General features: G+C 72.6%; 9 protein-coding genes. 8 read left to right on the plus strand and 1 reads right to left on the minus strand.

Going from position 1 to position 18,370, the window contains the following annotated elements; genetic code table 11:
* The first annotated feature begins 5 nt into the window (after positions 1-5).
* The 6 genes from A176_RS33335 (at position 6) to A176_RS33360 (ending at position 14,841) form a co-directional block, all read left to right on the plus strand.
* Positions 6-860, plus strand: a complete 855-nt coding sequence (locus tag A176_RS33335) for a phospholipid scramblase-related protein (RefSeq protein WP_002637680.1) — start codon at positions 6-8, stop codon at positions 858-860.
* Positions 861-879: 19 nt separating this feature from the next.
* The gene (locus A176_RS33340) at positions 880-3,612 is read left to right on the plus strand and encodes a hypothetical protein (RefSeq protein WP_002637681.1); all 2,733 of its coding nucleotides are present in this window, start codon (positions 880-882) and stop codon (positions 3,610-3,612) included.
* A 15-nt stretch (positions 3,613-3,627) separates the two neighbouring features.
* Positions 3,628-4,515 (plus strand): cupin domain-containing protein, encoded by an 888-nt coding sequence (locus tag A176_RS33345; protein WP_002637682.1) that lies wholly within the window; start codon positions 3,628-3,630, stop codon positions 4,513-4,515.
* An 84-nt stretch (positions 4,516-4,599) separates the two neighbouring features.
* Complete coding sequence (locus A176_RS33350; RefSeq protein WP_002637683.1) at positions 4,600-11,136, plus strand: HEAT repeat domain-containing protein; 6,537 nt, start codon at positions 4,600-4,602, stop codon at positions 11,134-11,136.
* Positions 11,133-12,986, plus strand: a complete 1,854-nt coding sequence (locus A176_RS33355) for a hypothetical protein (protein ID WP_002637684.1) — start codon at positions 11,133-11,135, stop codon at positions 12,984-12,986. The genes A176_RS33350 and A176_RS33355 overlap by 4 nt, the downstream gene beginning before the upstream one ends.
* Positions 12,987-13,386: 400 nt before the next feature.
* The gene (locus A176_RS33360) at positions 13,387-14,841 is read left to right on the plus strand and encodes a reverse transcriptase family protein (RefSeq protein ID WP_002637685.1); all 1,455 of its coding nucleotides are present in this window, start codon (positions 13,387-13,389) and stop codon (positions 14,839-14,841) included.
* A gap of 3 nt (positions 14,842-14,844) precedes the next feature.
* Here A176_RS33360 and A176_RS33365 read toward each other — a convergent pair whose 3' ends face one another.
* Positions 14,845-15,738: an alpha/beta hydrolase gene (locus tag A176_RS33365; RefSeq protein WP_002637686.1), complete on the minus strand. Its 894-nt coding sequence runs from the start codon at positions 15,736-15,738 to the stop codon at positions 14,845-14,847.
* 183 nt (positions 15,739-15,921) lie between these two features.
* On the opposite strand from A176_RS33365, the gene A176_RS33370 reads away from it, so the two are divergent.
* On the plus strand, positions 15,922-17,412 hold the full coding sequence (locus A176_RS33370) for a GMC oxidoreductase (protein WP_338042854.1): 1,491 nt from the start codon (positions 15,922-15,924) through the stop codon (positions 17,410-17,412).
* A 51-nt stretch (positions 17,413-17,463) separates the two neighbouring features.
* Positions 17,464-18,348, plus strand: coding sequence for a hypothetical protein (locus A176_RS33375; protein ID WP_002637688.1), 885 nt, complete (start codon positions 17,464-17,466; stop codon positions 18,346-18,348).
* Positions 18,349-18,370 lie beyond the last annotated feature (22 nt).

Raw genomic sequence — 18,370 nt, forward strand, 5'->3', positions numbered from 1 at the left:
AGCCCATGAGCCACAAGCCCCCCTCATCGGACACGACCGGGCTGGAGCTGGACTGGGGCGGACGCAGCCGCCGCCAGCCGGAGCCGACCGCCAGCGCGGCGCTGGAGCCGCTCTCCGAGGTCGAGGTGCCCTCCGGCGCGGGCAAGGGCCTCCCGGGCGACCCCAAGCACATGAGCACCGAGATGCGCCTGGCGCTCCAGGGGATGATGGAGACGCCCGCGCTGCGCATGCGGCAGTTTCGCGAGGGCATGGAAATCATCTTCGGGGCCCAGACGCGCAACCGCTACGAGGTCTGCGACGACACGGGCCGCGTCGCGCTGTACGTGGAGGAGGAGGCCCGCGGCTTCGGCGCCATGCTCCGGCGGACCTTCTCGCCCTTCTACAAGGCCCGGATGGAGTGCATGACGCTGGGCGGCGTCGTGGCGCTCGTCGTGGAGCGCCCCTGGAGCCTCTTCCTCACGAAAGCGGACGTCCTCGCGTGGGATGGCCGCTTGATGGCGCGCATCGAGCAGCGCTTCACCCTATTCGGCCGCCGGTTGGACATCGTCACGCCGGGCGGCGCCGTCATCGCCACCGTGAAGGGGCCGGCCCTCAGGCCCTGGACCTTCCGCATCTTCCAGAATGACGTGGAAATCGCCGCCATTCGCAAGCGCTGGGCCGGCTTCTTCCAGGAGAGCTTCACCGCCGCGGACAACTTCAGCTTGGACTTCCAAGCGCCATGCACGGATTTCCGGCTGAGGCAATTGGTCCTGGCCGTCGCCGTGCTCGTGGACCTGCTGTACTTCGAGGACAACAGCCCCAGCTCCGCCCTGGGGCCCGGGCTGGACCTGCTCGACACGCTGATGTTCTGGAAGAAGTAGCGTGGTAAATCCCCCCTCCATGTCCACGTCCACGAGCGATGCGCTGAGCGCGGCAGACCTGGAGCGGCTGGTTCGCGCCGAGTCCCCTGACCTGGCCGATGCCATCATCGCCCTGAACGACCAGCCCGAGCAGGCGCCAGAGAAGCCCCTGCCCAAGGGGGCCTTCACGTTCGAGGCCCTCCTCCGGACGCTCACCCAGGCCCGGGCGCAGTACAACTCGGACGGACGGCGTCAGGCGTCCGCCGAGGCGTGGCAGCGCTACCTCGCGCAGAAGGACATACCCCACCCGCCCCGGCTGGCCCTGGCCGACCTCCTGGTGGCCCTGTACCAGCACGGCTCCCAGGCCTCGCGCGCGGCGCTGATGGACGTCGCCAGCGGCGCGGACCTGCGCTTCGGCCTGTGGGGCGGCCTCAAGCGCATCTACAAGCTGGCGGAGGCCAACCACGACGCGGAGCTGTTCGGCGTGCTCGCCTGGCGCTTCGACGTGGAGCGTCACCGTCCGAGCGGTGGCCGTGAAGTCTCCGGCGGCACCCTCACCTACCTGCGCCGCCGCGCGTGGCGCTACCTGCGGCACCTGGGCGCCGCCGTGCCGGAGCTCTACCCGCAGTTCGCGGTGGAGGTGCTCCGTCACTACCGGCCGGACACCTCCTGGTACGGCGTCTGGGTGGCCCACCACGTCTGGGCCCACGGCAGCGGCAAGTACACGCAGGACTCCTTCGGCATGCAGCCGCCGGGCGACATGGTGAAGCACCGCGCCTACCCGGACGCGTGGAAGCGCTCGCCGGACGCGCTGATGCGCCTGCTGGACCTCTGCGAGTCCGACCCGGCCGCCAGCTTCGCCATCCAGGGCCTGCGCAAGGACTTCCCGGAGGCGCTGCGCAAGGTGACGCCCGCGTGGCTGGACCGGCTCGCCCGCCGCCCGCTGGGCAGCGCGCACGACTTCCTGGTGGAGACGTTGCAGGGCTCGCCCGAGTTCCACCAGGGCCGGCTGCGGGAGCTCGGCCTGCACGAGGCGGTGCTGGCGCTGCTGCTCTCCCCCAGCACCAAGGCCCGCGCCTACGCCATCGAGTACGCCCGCGCCCAGGCGCAGGACCTGTCCGCGGAGCGGCTGCTGGAGCTGGTGGCCCAGGGCGCGCCGGACGTGAAGGCCTTCGCCGCGGCCACGCTGGAGAAGCAGAACCCGCGCACGCTGGGCGTGGCGATGCTGGGACGGATGCTGGCGTACAAGCCCACCGCGACCTTCGCCTCCGCCGCGCTGCAACAGTCCTTCGACCGCGCGGAGCTGACCGGCGAGTTCCTCCGGGACATGTACCTGGGCACCGGCGAGCAGTTGAACTGGGTGAAGGGATTCGTCTCCGCGAAGTACGGCGCCACCGAGCTGCCGGTGGACTTCTGGAAGGCGCTGCTGGACGACCCCCGGTTGGAGAAGAAGCCCCACCCCGTGGAGGGGCTGGTGGTGAAGGCGCTGTCGGGCTACCCGGCCGCTGCCATGGGGCCGGAGTGGCTGCTGGAGAAGTCCACGCACGCGCGCATCGGCCACGCGGTGAGCCAGTGGCTCCTGCGCGCGGACAGCCTGCCCGGGCTGGACGTGGAGCAGGTGAAGGCGCGCGTCTTCAGCGCCAAGTACCGGCACGTGGCGCTGTCCCTGCTGGGCAACCGCAAGCTGTTCACCGCGCGCCAGCTCACCGTGCCCTGGCTGCTCGCGCTGGCCCGCCGCGCCGACCCGGCGCTGCACGGCTTCGCGCACCGCTACCTGCTGGAGAACGTGGCCCCCGCGGACTTCAGCGACTCGGGCGACGCCGCCGCGGGCCTGGAGCGCCTCTTCGAGCTGGCCCTGGGCGCCAAGCAGCCCGCGCCGGTGCGCGCCTTCGCGCAGACGTACCTGCGCTGCCACCACCCCGTCATCGGGCCGGAGCAGCCGGAGTCGCAATCCTACAACCTGAAGCCCCGCGCCCCGCGCAAGGCGTACACGCCGGAGCTGCTGTGGCCCGCGCTGACGGACGCGCGCGATGACGTGCGCCGCTTCGCCCTGGCCATCGCCCGCGCGGAGCTGCGCGCCTGGGGCTGGCACACGCGCGTGTACGAGCTGGCGGACGCCGAGGCGAAGGAGATTCGCAACCTGGCCTACGACGCCCTGCTGCGCGCGGGCGAGGACGGCGCGGACGCCCGGCACACGCTCCAGCCGGAGGAGTTGGACCCCGTGAAGGTGTTCTCCCTCACGGAGAGCACCAAGCGCAGCACGCGCGAGGTGGCGGTGGAGCTCATCCGCCGGCACTACGCGCGGCTGGGCGGCGCAGAGCGGCTCGCGTGGCTGATGCAGAGCGCGGACCGCGAGGTGGGCCTGTTCGCCGTGCGGCTCCTCTGGGAGAAGCACCGCCCCATGCACCTGCCGGAGGGGTGGAAGCCCGCGGGCGCCAAGGAGGCCGTGGCCCTGGGCGGCACGGAGCGCTTCGCCAACGTGGACGCGCTGCGCACCTTCCTGCGGAAGATGCTCTTCGGCCTGCCCCCGGGGCGCGCGAAGGAGGCTCGCGAGGGCGAGGTGCAGAAGCGCCTGTCCGCCAGCGTGGCCAAGCGCCGCGTCATCGAGCTGGTGCGCGATTTGGGCCTGGAGGACGCGGCCTTCGCGCGCGTGGTGGCGCCGGTGCTGGAGGAGTTCACCGGGTCGCTGGCCAAGGGGGAATGGCAGAGCTGCCTCGCCTCGCTGGTGCAGTTGCGGGCCGCGCATCCGGACGTGCAGCTCGGCGGCGCCTGAGTCATTGAACGCGCCATGCTGCTCGATGAACTGCTGAACGGTTTTCCGCGGGAGCGCTTCCTCCAGGAGCACTACCAGCGACGTCCCTTCACCGGCGCCTCCTCCGCGGAGCGCCTCCAGCGCCTGGGGACGTGGGAGACCATCGACTTCCTCGTGGAGGAGACGGCCTGCGACGTCCTGCTCGCGCGCCAGGGCGTACCCTACCCGGGAGGCAGGCCCAGGACGGCGAAGGAGGCCCGCGAGCTGTTCGCGCAGGGCTACACGCTGGCGCTGCGTCAGCCGGACCAGCACCACCCGGACCTGGCGCAATTGGCGCGCGCGTTCAGCGCGGAGCTGCACGGCCGCATCAACCTGCACATCTACTGCACGCCCGCGGGGCACCACGGCTTCGGCTGGCACTGCGACCCGGAGGAGGTGTTCATCCTCCAGACGGCGGGCCGCAAGGAGTACCTGCTGCGGGAGAACACGCTCCACCCCGTGCCCCTGCCGGAGTCGGTGCCCAGCGGCACCCTGGCCGCGCAGGAGAAGACGCCCGTGGAGACGCATGCGCTGGGCGCCGGGGACTTCATCTACATCCCGGGCGGGTACTGGCACATGGCCCAGGCGTCGGACGAGGCCCTGTCCATCTCCATCGGGCTGATGCCACCCACCCTGCTGGACCTCCTCGACGGCGTGAGGGCCACGCTGGCCGCCAGCCCCGTGTGGCGGCGGCGGATGCCCTCGCTGGGGCGCGCCTCCACGCTGGACGACCCGAGCAAGCTGGAGCTGCTCCGGACGTTGATTGCGGAGCTGGGGGGTGAGCTCCAGAAGCAGCTCGCCGAGCCCGGATATCCGCTGCGCTTCCTGGCGCAGACGGCCCGGTTCTATCTGCGCTCCACCGGAATCCGGGGCAACGGACGATAACGGTCCGCGGCACCGCTCACATCCACACTGCGCGCTCTCTTATCGCGGGCGCCGGTGCTAAGAAGGCAGCCACTGGGGAACGTGATGCCCGTACTCGCCATCGGCAACTTCGAGAAGGTCCGTGCACTCGCCGCCAACGCGCGCGTGCTGCTCGTGGGTGGCGCTCGCGCCTCCGCCGCCAGCCGTCTCACCGCGTTCGAGCCCGGCACCAACAAGGTGTTGTGGAGCGCCGAGCTGCCCTCCGCCGTGCTCGCGCTCGCCATCTCCGGCGGGCAGTGGGCCGCCGCGGGCGCGGATGGCACCTTGCGCATCGGCACGCTGTCCGACGGACAGGTGCAGTTCCAGCTCCATGACGTGCACCCCGGCGGCGTCACCGCGCTGGCGTCCAGCGCGGACGGCACGCGCCTCTTCAGCGTGGGCGCGGACGGCGCCGTGCGCGCCTGGGATTGGGAGTCCACGCGCAAGCTGCACGAGTGGAAGGCCTCCACCCAGCCCCTGCGCGCCGTGGCCGTGGACCCGTCCGGCACCTACGCGGCGGGCGCGGGTGACGACGGCGTGGTGCGTGTCTTCACGGTGGCCACCGGCGCTCAGCGCGACATGGCCGGGCACGAGGGCCCGGTGCGCGCGCTCGCCTTCACCCCGCGCGACGGGCGGCTGGTGTCCGCCGGCGACGACGGCAAGCTGCGCTTCTGGTACCTCGTGGGCGCGGTGGAGTTCGAGGTCCGTGGCGAGAAGGACAGCGGCCACGCCGGCCCGGTGCTCGCCCTCCTCTTCCCGCCCACGCCCGCCACGAAGCCCGGCGAGGAAGAGTCCGGGGACCGCGTGTGGTCCGCGGGCAGCGACGGACAAATCAAGGTCTGGCGGCTGGATGTGCGCCGCAAGCCGCGCTCGCTGGACGCGGGCGGCAAGCCGGTGCACGCGCTCGCCTTCGCGCCGCCCGCCAACCCGCGGGTGGCGAAGACGTCGCTGGGTTCCATCTTCACGGGTGGAGAAGACCGCCGCACGCACCGCTTCGGCCTCGCGCTGGACGGCTCGCCCGCGAGCGACCACGACACGTCCCAGCACGGCTTCGACCTGCTGACGGAGTCCCTCAAGGCCGGACGTCCGCGCCGCGAGGCGGCGGTGCGCGAAGCCGCCGCACTGGAGGAGACGGAGGCGCTGGACTTCCTCCTCCAGGTGCTGGCCACGGACAAGGACGCGGAGGTGCGCCGGCTCACCCTGCGGGAGCTGGCGAGCCATGGCCGCACCGCCGCGCGCCCCAAGCTGCGGGAGGCCCTGAACGACGGGTATCCTTTCGTCCGCAAGGAAGCGCTGGAGGCGCTCGCCACCCTGGAGCTCGATTCTCCGCTGGCCGCCCCGCGCGCCGCGCTGGAGTCGAAGCACCCGGACATCCGCGTGCTGGGCCTGGAGCGGCTGGCGAAGCTGGGTGGCACCTCTCCGTTGGTGCCGGGCCTCATCTCCAGCCAGCTCGCCGACCCGCAGGACACGGTGGGCCTGGCCGCGCTGGAGGCCCTGCTCCAGGTCATCCCGGGCGACGGCGCGGAGCCGCTGCGCACCGCCTTCGAGCGTGGACCCGCCCTGTTGAAAATCGAGGTGCTCGCCCGCACCGCCGCGCGTGGAATGCTGGGGCATCCCCAGCTCCAGCCGTTGGTCGCTCGCGCACTGGATGACGCGGACGCCGGCGTGCGCCGCGCGGCCTTCACGGTGCGGGTGATGGAGCGCCGGGCCCTGGCTCACGCGCTGGCGTCGCGTGACGAGGATTTCGCCCGAGGCGTGACGGAAGTCGCCCGCTGGCTGGCCCAGCTCGAGCGCCGCGCCCAGGGTGGCAAGGGCACCCCGACCCCCCCCATCTCCGACGCCGAGCTCCAGGCCGCCCGGGACGCGATGCCCGCCCAGGGCAAGGCCGGCGCGGACATCACCGAGAGCGACGTGGAGCCGCTGCTCGCCGCCATGGCCTGTCGCACGCCGGACACGGCCGTGCGTGGCGCGCGGGGCTTGGCGCAGCTCGGTGACGCGCGGGCGCTGGGCGCCCTGCTGCAGCTCTCCCGTGAGGCGGAGCCCGTCATCCGCCGGGTGGCGGCCTCCTCGCTCCAGGCCCTCCAGGACGCTCGCGCCCGCGAGCGGCTGGTGTGGATGCTGGACGACGAGAACGCGGACGTGCGCGTCACGGCGATGGACGCCGTGGTGGCGCTGGACGAGGACGCGCCGTTGGCGTCGGCGGAGGCCGCGCTTCGCTCCGGCCACGAGGACGTGCGGGTCCGCGGCCTGGACCGGCTGGTGAAGCTGGGCGCGTCCGCGCCGGGCGCGGAGCCGCTGCTGGGCGACGCGCTGGAGGACGAGTCCGGCAAGGTGCGCGGCGAGGCCTTCCGCACGCTGTGGGCCTGGAACGAGAAGGCGCCGGAGAAGGCGCTGGACCGCGCGCTGGCGGGCCGCTTCCCCGACCTGCGCCACCGCGCGGTGGAAGTGCTGGCGCAGCGCGCCGCGGAAGGCTGGGCGCTGGAGCGGCTGAAGAAGGCCGTGGAGGACCGCGACACCGGCGTGGCCACCGCCGCGTACGACGCGTGGGTGAAGCACGTGGGCAAGGAGCACGCGGAGGCCCACCTGGCCGCGCTCGCCACCACGCACGCGCCGCTGCGGGAGCACGCCGCGAAGGGCGCCGTCCACGCCCCCATCGAGCCTTTGCGCTCGCCGCTGCTCAAGCGCGTGCAGGACGAGGAGGTCGCCGTCGCCGTCGCCGCGCTGGAGGCCCTGGACAAGCTGGTGCCCAACGAGAACGGGCCCCTGCTGGCCGGGCTCGCCGCGGCGCCGCTGCCGGTGCGCGTGCGGGCGGTGGAGCTGCTCGCGCCGCGCGGCGCGGAAGACATCATCGAGCCGATGCGCGCGTTCATCACCGACAAGGACCTGGAGCGGATGTACCCTCCGGCCTTCCTGGTGCCGCTGCGCATCCGCGCCGCCCGGGCCCTGGCCTCGCTGGGCTCGCGGCGCCTGCTGACCTTCTTCGCCACCACCCTGCTGCCGCACGAGTCGGGCGACATGCAGGAGCAGGGCGCCCGCGGGCTCGCGACCGCCGCGCGCCGCGGTGACGAGGGCTTCCTGCTGGACGCGCTGAGCCACGCCAACGTGGCGGTGCGCTCCTGGGCCGCGGACGGCCTGTCCCGCCTGGGTGACGCGCGCGCCCTGCCGGTGCTCACCGGCAACCTGCGCCACGACCACCTCCCCATCCGGCTGGGCGCCATCCTCGCCTTCGCGGCCCTGGGCCCCGAGGGTGACGGCGGCCTGCTGCACGGCCTGGAGGACCGCACCCGCGAGGTGCAGGAGTTCGTGTTCGCCATCGTCCTGTCGCGGGACATGCGCGCCAGCCGCCGCGGCGAGCCGCCCGACCTGCTCGCCAGCGCCCTCTCCAGCGGCCGGCCGGAGGTCCGCTACGCCGCCGCCCGCGCGCTGGAGCTGCGCACGGAGCCGGACGCGGCGCGCGCCCAGTTGGTGGAAGCCCTGATGCCGACGCGCCCCGAGAAGGCCGCCGACATGAAGGACTGGCCGCCCGAAGAGGAGCGCGCCAAGTACGTCATCGGGCTCGCGGAGGCGCTGTCCAGTCAGCAGCCCGAACAGCGCTACGCGGCGGCCCAGGTGCTGCTGCTGGGCGACAAGCCGCTGGAGTACTTCCGGCACGCGAAGCGGGTGGCGCGGCCCAGCACGCTGGAGTCCCCCTGGAAGCCGGAGACGGCGCCGCCAGCCTCGCCCGTGTCGGAGGCACCCGCGAAGAACTGGCTGCGGCGCATCTTCGCCACCGTGAAGCCGGGCGCGCCCGCGCCGTCCCCCGAGGCCTCCGCCCAGGCCGAGCGGCAGCACCTGCGGAAGCTGGCCTTCGGCGCCTACGTGGGCCTGCTGCGGCAGGTGTCCGCGGGTGACGACGAGGGCCACCGCGTGCGCCGCGACGCGGTGGACCGCGTGGTGAAGCTCACGCAGGAGGGCTTCGCCGGCACGCCCGCCGCCGTGGCCGCGCTGCTGCGCGCCCTGGAGGACCCGCACCAGCTCGTGCGCAAGGCCGCGCTGACCGGGCTGAAGGAGCTGTTCCCCGCCGGCAGTGACGAGCCGCTCGCCCTGGCCCTGGCCTCGCTGTCGCCGGACGTGGCGCGCGCGGCGCTGGATGAGCTGGCCACGCGGGGTGACGCCGCGAAGCCGCGCATCAGCGCCGCGCTGAACTCGCCGCTGACGGACGTGCGCCGCTACGCCTTCGAGCTGCTGGAGAAGCTCAGCCCGCCCGGCAGCCTGGAGCCGCTGCTGGCCGCGCTGAGCAGCGAGCACGCCGACCTGCGCGTGGGCGTCATCGAGCGGCTGGCCGGCGCCAACGACTCGCGCGTCACCGAGGCGCTGGGCCGGGCCATGGCCAGCGAGCACGAGGACCTGCGCCTGCGCGCGTCCGAGCTGCTGGCGTGGCGCGGAGATGACCGCGCGGTGGAGGTGCTCGCCACCTTCCTGCGCGCGGAGAACGCCAGCGTCGCCAAGCGCGCCACGGAGGCCCTGGCCCGGCTGGCCACGCCCGCCGCCGTGGCCGCGCTGGCCGCCCGGCTGTCCTCCGCCCCGGAGGTCCATGAGCGCAAGCGGCTGGTGACGGCCCTGGGCGCCACGCGCCGCCCCGAGGCGCTGGAGGTGCTGGCCCGCCAGTGCCAGACGGACACCGAGGGCGTCATTCGCAGCGAGTGTGTCACCGCCGCCATCACGGTGGCGGGCACCGACGTGAAGAAGCGCGACGTGAAGCTGGCCGTGTCGTTCCTGCGGCAGGTGGTGAAGAGCCTCGACGTCGCCGTGCGGCTGGAGGCCGTGCGGCACCTGGAGCACGGTGCGGAGGCCGGCCAGGCGGAGCTGCTGACCAACCTCTTCTCGGACCGCTTCCCCGCCGTGAGCGGCGCGGCCATCGAGGCCTATTCGAAGCGCGTCATGGAGCACGGCGCGCCGGTGGAGCCGCTGGAGGCCGTGCTGCGCGGCGGCGCGCGCGACCTGATGCTGCCGGCCGCCGAGGGCGTGGCCTTCAAGGGCGGCGTCAGCGCGCTGCGGCCCCTGATGCTGTACGCCCGCGCGGGCGAGGACGGCCAGCGCGAGCGGGCCCTGCTGGCCCTGGGCACGCTGGGTGACGCGCGCGCCCTGGCGGAGCTGGAGACGGTGGCCGCGGGCGGCACGGCGGAGGCCCCCGTCGAGCCGAGCATGGTGTCGGCCGCCATCGAGGGCCTGGGCCGGCTCGCCTCGAAGTTGCCGGAGGGCGAGGAGCGCCGCCGCATCGAGGAGAAGGTGGAGGCCGCCGCGGTCGAGGGCCCCTCGCTGACGCAGATGGAGGCCGGCGTGAAGGGCCTGCGCGCCATCGGTGGCGAGCGCGCCCGCGTGAAGCTGGAGGCGCTGCTCGGTGACACCGGCACGCCGCAGTCGATTCGGATGCTCTCCGCCACGGAGCTGGGCAAGCTGAAGGACCCGGCGGCGGAGCCCGCGCTCGCCGCGGCGCTGGACGCACAGCCGCAGCTCCTGCGCGAGTCGGCGCGCAAGGCGCTCGACGTGCTGTTCCCGAACGAGCGCACGCGCGTGGAGTTCCTCGCCGTGGCCAGCCAGTTCCAGGACATCTCCGCGCCCGCGGTGTCCTTCCTGGCCAACGAAGGCGACCCGGCGCTGCTGGTGCCGCGCCTGGCCACGCTGGACAACATGGTGCTGCGGCAGCGCCTGCGCCGGGGACTCGCGCGGCGCGGTGCCCTGCCCGTGCCCGAGGTGGTGGCGCTGCTCGGCCACGCGAAGCCCGAGGCCCGCGAGGAGGCGGCGCTGATGGTGGGCACCTGGACGGGCGAGGCCCGCGAGCCCGGCGCGGTGGACCTGGCCGCGCTGTCCCGCGCCCTCGTCACCGCCGAACGCCGCACCGCCGCCGACTGGAGCGCGGCCCCGCCGCCCGAGCGGCACCGCCTGTCCAACGCCTGGGAGCGCCTGCTGTGGGCCGCCTCCCGCCTGGGCACCGCGGGCATGTCGGACTCCGCGCGCACCATCCTCCAAAGCGGTGAACAGGCGGCCCCGGCCACCGTGCGCCAGGAAGCCGCGCGCGCCCTGGGACGGTTGGCGACGCCGGGCGGAACGGTGACGCTCACGGGCCAGGCCCCGGCCGCCGTGCTGACGCAGGAGAAGGAGCGCGCCGCCGCGGCCGAGACGCTGCGCAAGGCGCTGGTGGACCCGGACGCGCGGGTGCGGGCGGCGGCGGCGGACGCGCTGGCGAAGCTCGCCCCCGAGCGCACCGCCGCGTGGGCGCTGGAAGTGAAGCCCTTCGACGCGGTGGCCTTCGGGCCCATGGGCGGCAAGCCCTCGCACGAGGTGCTGGCCACCTCCGAGGGCCGCCGCCTCGCGGTGCCCGCGCTGCTGGGTGCTCGCGCGATGGAGCCCTTGAAGCCCCTGGCCACCGACGCGAAGCCGGAGACGCGGCAGGATGCGTGGGCCGCCCTGGGCCGGCTGGGCGGTGACGAGGCGGCGAAGCTGCTGCACGCGTCCGCCTTCGACAAGTCCCAAACCGTGGAGCTGCGCAAGGCCGCCTGGCGCGCCCATAAACGTGCACGCCGCGCCGCGGAGCGCGCCCGGAAGGAAGGCAACCCGTCATGACGACCGCCACCCGGCATCCCGTCGAGCTGCGCTACGCCACCACCAGCGACGTCGACTCCAGCACGGACAGCTCCCGCGTGCGCCTGGCCCTGGAGGGTTCGCGCGGCACCGTGGGCGTGAGCGGCCGCGTCACCGACGCCGCCCTCTTCCGCGACGCGCTGGCGGCGACCTTCGGCGTCCTCTCCAGTGACTTGCGCTACCGGGGCAAGGACCGCACCGCGTACCTCGCCTACCTCATGAAGCAGGGGAAGCGGGCCAGCGCGCTCATCTGGGAGGCGCAGAAGGCGTTCCTCGACAACGCGCTGGACGGCGAGAAGCAGCAGGACGCCGTGCTGGACCCCGTGCTCACGGTGGACCCGGACAGCGTGTCGCTGGAGGTCTTCTCCCGCGACGAGAGCGCCTACGCCCGGCTGTCCTTCGACAACCGCCTCTTCGAGGGCCGCGAGGCCGCGCACGGCTCCACCTTCCTGGACGTGCCGCCGGAGCTGCCCGCCCGCGTGGACCGGCTGCGCACCTACGTCCCGCTCTCGCTGGAGGCCCACGTGGCGCCGGCCACGCCCGCCGCCCAGCCGGCCCGGGCCCCGCGCAACGTGGAGGTGCCGCACGCCTGGCTGCGCGGCTTCCTCCAGGTGCAGTCCGCCGCCACGCTGCCCGCGAGCACGTGCGAGCTGGCGCCCATCGACCTCTACAACCTCCTCTTCGCCCTCCGCGCTCGCAAGGCGAAGAAGGCCCCGCGCGCCCTGCGCTTCGAACTGGTGCCCGGCGCCGCGCCGCGGCTGGTGCTGGAGCCGTGGGAGCTGGTGCTGGAGTGCCACGGCGGCTCGTACAACGGCACGTCCCCCGCGGTGGTGCGAACCTTCGGCCGCCAGCGGCTGGCCGCGCTCGGGCGCCTGCTGCCCCACGCGAAGTCGGTGAAGGTGCAGTTGCTGGGGCCGGGCCTGCCGGTGTTCTGGGTCATCGACATGGGCGCGGCCACGCTGACGCTCGGCCTCACGGGCTGGACGGAGAGCGGCTGGTCCTCCGCGGCGGCCTTCGACGTGCTGATGCCCCGCGCGGTGCCGGACGGCCTGGCGGAGCAGCTCCGCGGCCGGCTGCGCACCGAAGGCCCCCTGCCCTTCGAGACGCTCGTCGCCAACGCGGGCGCGGCCAAGGAGTCGGTGCGCGCGGCGCTCCAACTGGAGTGCCTGCGCGGACGCATCCTCTTCGACGTGGCGCGCGGCCAGTACCGTCCGCGCGAGCTGATGCCCACCCCGGTGGACGCCGCCGACATCCGCTACGGCAGCGAGCTGGAGGCCCGGGCGCACCGCCTGCTGGGCGGCGATGGCGCCCCCGGCGCGGGCGAGGTGAAGCTCACGAAGGTGCACGACGTGGTGGGCGAAGGCCTGCGCATCCACGGCGAGGTGGTGGACCGCGAGGCGATGCGCAGCTTCTTCCCCAGCTTCACGCTGGATTTGGAAGGCCGCGTGAAGGACGCGAGCTGCGGCTGCCCCCACCACCGGCGCTCCGGCCTGCGCGAAGGCCCCTGCGAGCACCTGCTGGCCCTGCGCCTGGCCTACGCGCGCCGCCGCGCCGAGGAAGAGGCGCTGCGCCAGACGCCCGAGGGCCGCAAGCTCATCCGCGCCGAGACGCGGGCCTACGTGCGCCGCGACGCGGACAGCGGTCTGGAGACGGTGTACCGGGTATCCCTGGATGGGCAGGTTGTCTCGGTGGAGTGGGGCCCCCGGACGGGCTCTCCGCGCCACCAGCGGCTCTGGTTCGACTCGGATGCGGAGGCGCGCGGGGCCTATTTCGCGCGCCTGGAGAAATTGGCGGCTGACGGCTACATCGACGCGGCGTCGGCCTTGGTGTAAACCCTTCAACCACGGCCCGGCCGCCACACGCGGCCGGCAGGATAGGTGCGACGAAGAGACGACGACGTGCGCTTCAAGCGCGAGCAGCCGAGAGAGGTCTGGAGTGCATCAGCCTGAGCGCCTCGAGCGCGGGAGCGGCGTTGCGCCGCTCTGGTTGGAATGCAGGACACTCTCCGCAAGGTAGCCTGTTCTTGGCTCTCTCCCTCCTAGGCACTACTGCCGGGGTGGGTAGCGGAGCCAACGACGCGACCGCCGTTTACCCACCCCGGCAGTAGTGCCTAGGAGGGGAGAGCCGGTGAGGCTACCGTGCCCCAGGTAAGATGGTGGTGCTTTCCCGGCCTCCCTCGACTGCTCGCGACATGTCCCGTTTCCCGCCGCCGCGCCCATCCAAGGTGCAGACATGACCGCCAGGCTGGACCCCTTCGTCCCCGCAGCTTCGCCCCAGGCCGTGCCCACGCCGGAGCCCACCCCGCCCGCGCCCGACGCGGCCGCGAAGCGTGAGGCCCGCCGGCTCGCGCACGAGGCGTTGCTCGCCCGGGCCAAGGCCATTGACGAAGCGGGCGGCGCCGACGACTGGGTCCAGGCGCAGCTCGTCGCCAAGGGCCTCTCGGTGGACGACCTCGACTTCTCCAGCGCCTCCGAGAAGGACAAGAAGGCCTGGAAGGAGAAGAAGAAGGCCGAGGCCGTCGAGCGCCGCGCGCTGAAGCGACAGGCGCACGAGGCGTGGAAGGCCACGCACGTGGGCCACCTGGGCGCGGGCGTGCACTGGACGGAGGACCGCCCGGCGGACGCGTTCGACGTACCGAACCGCGAGGAGCGCGCCCGGGCCAACGGCCTGACGGAGCTGGACTCGACGGAGGCGCTGGCGAAGGCGCTGAAGCTGAGCGTGCCCAAGCTGCGCTGGTTCGCGTTCCACCGCGAGGTGGACACCGCCACGCACTACGTGAGCTGGACGATTCCGAAGCGCGACGGCAGCAAGCGCACGATTACGTCGCCCAAGCCGGAGCTGAAGGAAGCGCAGCGCTGGGTGCTGTCCAACATCGTGGAGCGGCTGCCGGTGCACAGCGCGGCGCATGGCTTCGTGGCGGGACGCTCCATCCTCACCAACGCGCTGGCCCACCAGGGCGCGGACGTGGTGGTGAAGGTGGACCTCAAGGACTTCTTCCCCTCCGTCACGTGGCGGCGGGTGAAGGGCCTGTTGCGCAAGGGCGGCCTGGCGGAGGGCTCGGCCACGCTCCTGTCGCTGATGTCCACCGAGGCGCCGCGTGAAGCGGTGCAGTTCCGCGGCAAGCTGCTGTACGTGGCCAAGGGCCCGCGCTCGCTGCCGCAGGGCGCGCCCACGTCGCCGGGCATCACCAACGCGCTGTGCCTGAAGCTGGACAAGCGGCTGTCGGCGCTCGCGAAGCGGATGGGCTTCACGTACACGCGCTACGCGGATGACCTGACCTTCTCCTGGACGAAGGCGAAGCAGCCCAAGGCGCGGCGGACGCAGCGTCCCCCGGTGGCCATGCTGCTCTCCCGCGTGCAGGAAGTGGTGGAGGCGGAGGGCTTCCGCGTGCACCCGGACAAGACGCGCGTGGCGCGCAAGGGCACGCGGCAGCGGGTGACGGGGCTGGTGGTGAACACGGCGGGCAAGAACGCGCCGGCCGCCCGTGTCCCGCGGGATGTCGTGCGCCAGCTTCGCGCCGCCATCCACAACCGGAAGAAGGGCAAGCCGGGCCGCGAGGACGAGTCCCTGGAGCAGCTCAAGGGCATGGCCGCCTTCATCCACATGACGGACCCGGCGAAGGGCCGCGCCTTCCTGGCGCAGCTCGCCGAGCTCGAGTCCGCGGCCCCGGCCACGCCCGCGCAGTGACGTTCAGCGCGCTTCCGAGGCGGCGCTCCCCCTCGGAAGCAGCGCGGCGTCCAGGAAGTCCCGCAGCCTCCGGGGGTACGCCTCCGGCTCGGTGACGCTGAAGTTCCCGTGCCCCGCGCCCTGGATGCGCCACGTCTGGGCGTACTCGCGCACCTTCGCGAAGAGCTCATCTGCCAGCGGCTGCCCGGACTCCTCCGTGCCCATGACGATGAACAGCGGACGGGGGCGGATGCGCTCCACCGCGTCGATGGTGCGCACCTCGTCCAGGGCGATGCCGCGCCGCCAGAAGGGCACCAGCGCGCCAGCTTGTGACACGGCGCCGAAGCGGCGGAAGTCATACGCGGCGGCCAGCCACAGCGTGTTGAACGGCGACAGCAGCACCACCGCGCGCACGCCCGGGTCCGTGGCGGCCACCTCCGCGACGGCGGCGGAACCAATCGAGAAGCCGAGCGCCCCCACCCGCTCCGAATCCACGTCCGGCTGGGCGCGAACGAAGGCGAGCGCGGCCCGCACGTCCCGCCGCTCCAAGTCCCCCCAGGTGGAGAACGCGCCCTCGCTCTCACCGTGGGCGCGCAAGTCGAAGAGCAGCACGCCGTAACCCGCGGCGCGCAGGATTTGCGCCTCGGGCAGCAAGTCTGCGCGCGTTTGCGACAGCCCGTGCGCCAGCACCACGGCGGCGCCGTTCCGGGACGGCACGTACCACCCTCGCAGCGTCAGTCCGTCCTCGGTGCGCAGCGATACATCCTGCGCCTCGTCGAAATCGGCGGGCCGTACGGCCTGATGGCGCGGATAGTGAAAGTAGGCCTCGGAATGACGCAGCGCTCTACCGAACACGGCCAGCGCGGACAGCAGCCCCAGCGCGAGCACACCCACGAGCAGCCACCGCCGCCAACTCATGTCCGTTGGACCTCCTCGAAGGCAACTGGGGTGATTGAACCCCAGGCGTGCAGACGGGACCCACATTGCTACGCCCTGCACCGCGCAGCTTACACTCGGGCAGACAACTCACAGTGCCATCAAAGACGGCACTGTCGCGCCAGGGAAGCTGTGGGCACATCCAGGACGACGTTTGATGTGGTGGTGGTTGGCGGGGGCGCTTGTGGTGGTTGGACGGCCAAGCAGCTAACGGAAGCGGGCTTGCGCGTGCTGGTGCTCGAAGCGGGCCGAGGCATGGGCGCGGACCGCATGCTGTGGATGCTTCACCGTCTGCGTCAGTCCTTCGGTTACCTGGCGGAGACGGATGACGCGCGCAAGGTGCGTCAGTCCGTGCAGAGCACCACCTTCGCGTGGCCCTTCCATCCGCACGCCTTCGTCGACGACGTCGACAACCCCTACACCACGCCGGAGGACCAGCCCTTCACGTGGATTCGTGCACGGCAGGTGGGCGGGCGCACGTCGGTGAAGGCGCACGGCCGCCAGTTCTACCGGCTGTCGGACTTCAACTTCAAAGCAGGCACGCAGGACGGACTGGGGCCGGACTGGCCGCTGACACTGGCGGACCTGGCGCCGCACTACGAGACGGTGGAGCGGTGGATGGGCATCCACGGCAACGCGGACGGGCTGGACATGCTGCCCGACTCCGTCTTCGCGGGCGCCATCTCGATGACTGCCGCGGAGCAGCGGCTGAAGGCGCACGTGGAGCGCCGCTGGCCCGAGCGCCGCGTCATCGTCCGCCGCACGGCGGGCGCGCCCACCACCATGCCCGCGGCGTTGAAGACGGGCCGCCTCACGCTGCGCACGAACGCGGTGGTGGACCAGGTGCTGTACGACGCGAACACGGGCCGCGCCACGGGCGTGCACTACCTCGATGCGAAGTCGGGCAAGTCCTACGAGGCCCACGCGCGGGTGGTGGTGATGGCGGCCGGCGCGATTGAGTCCACGCGCCTGCTCCTGCACTCCCGCAGCAGCGCGTTCCCGGACGGCCTGGCCAATTCGTCGGGGCAGTTGGGCCGCAACCTGATGGACCACACGTACATGCTGGGCATCGAGGCGAAGATGAACCTGCCGCCCGAGGCGCAGCAGCAGGAGCAGAGCTGGGCGTACATTCCCCAGTTCCGCAACGTCGCGAAGAAGGAGCAGGACTTCGCGCGAGGCTATGGCGTGCAGGTGTTCACCTTCGGCGATAGCTGCCACTTCGTCCCCTTTGGAGAGATGGTGCCGCGCGCGGAGAACCGCGTGACGTTGAACCCCACGGTGAAGGACCGCTGGGGCATTCCGGCCGCGCACATCGAGTGCCGCCACTCCACCAACGAGCTGAAGATGGCCGAGGACGCGGTGGCCACCTGCAAGGAGATGATGGAGGCGGCGGGCTTCACCGTGGAGAAGGCCAACGGCACGCTGTCCACGCCGGGCATGGCCATTCACGAGGTAGGCACCGCGCGGATGGGCTCGGACCCGAGGACGTCCGTGCTCAATGCCCACAACCAGAGCTGGGACGTGCCCAACCTCTACATCAACGACGGCGCGTGCTTCCCGTCACAGGGCCCGCAGAACCCCACGCTGACGATGATGGCCATCGCCGTGCGAGCCAGCGCGCACATCGTGGAGGAGCTCAAGGCCGGGCGGCTGTGACAGGGGCACAAGCGTTGCGGCTCCAGCGCGGCCTGCCGTAGCGTGCTCGCAATGAGTCACATCGACGAACTGGGTGAAGAGACGACGTTCGAGGAGGTCTCCAGGCGATTCGCGGGGGCGAGCTGGCTCGCTTCGTTCCTGGAGACCGAGGAGCTCAACGACCCGGAGACGAACGGCATCGTCGTGCCTCGCATCGTCAGTGGGAGCCTGCGCTTCGACGACACCCTCGAAAGTGGGTCCGGCCCCTGGGCCGTCATCGTCGTCGGCGACCTGGAGACGCGCGGCGACCTGGTGTGTACGACCGACGATTACCTGACGAGCACGCTGATTGTGACGGGCGACGTGCGCGCGCGGAACGTGCGCTTCGCCGCGAGCGCTCGCGTCGGCATCGAGGGCGACTTGGTCGTCGGCGGGGGGCTCGGCATCGTGAGTGGAACGTGGGGCGATGGCGGCGCGGTGCTGTGGGCGCGCTCATGCGAAGCCGCGCTCGTGTTGCTCGACGACAACACGAGCATCAGCGCGGACCGGTGCCGAAGAACGCTGGTGTGTGGGTCAACCAGTTGGCGCGAGTTCACCCCGGACATCCACGGCCACGAGACCTTTGAGGCGCTGTTCGAGCCCGCCGCGTTCGATGCGCGCGGCAACCTCGACCCCGCGCGGGCGATGGCGCTCGCGAATGAAGGTCGCTCCGCGCTGCGGCCCGACGTCGAGAATCGGCTGCGAGGAAGCAAGGGACTCGCCCCTCGCGAGGCGCTCACGTGGCTGGCGAGCGCCCCCGAGTGCCGCGAACTCCTGGAGCGCGGCGATGACGCGGCGATGAAGGCGCTCTCCGAGCAGTTGGCGCAGCGCGGCCATACGGTCTCCATCGAAAGCCTCACGCGCTCGGTGCGCGCCCTGCGCGGTGCGCGGCTCGATTCGCATGTGACTGGGTCCTGAGAGGCGCGCTCACCCTCGCGAG

It is taken from the genome of Myxococcus hansupus, from assembly GCF_000280925.3.
GTDB classification, from domain to species: Bacteria; Myxococcota; Myxococcia; order Myxococcales; family Myxococcaceae; genus Myxococcus; species Myxococcus hansupus.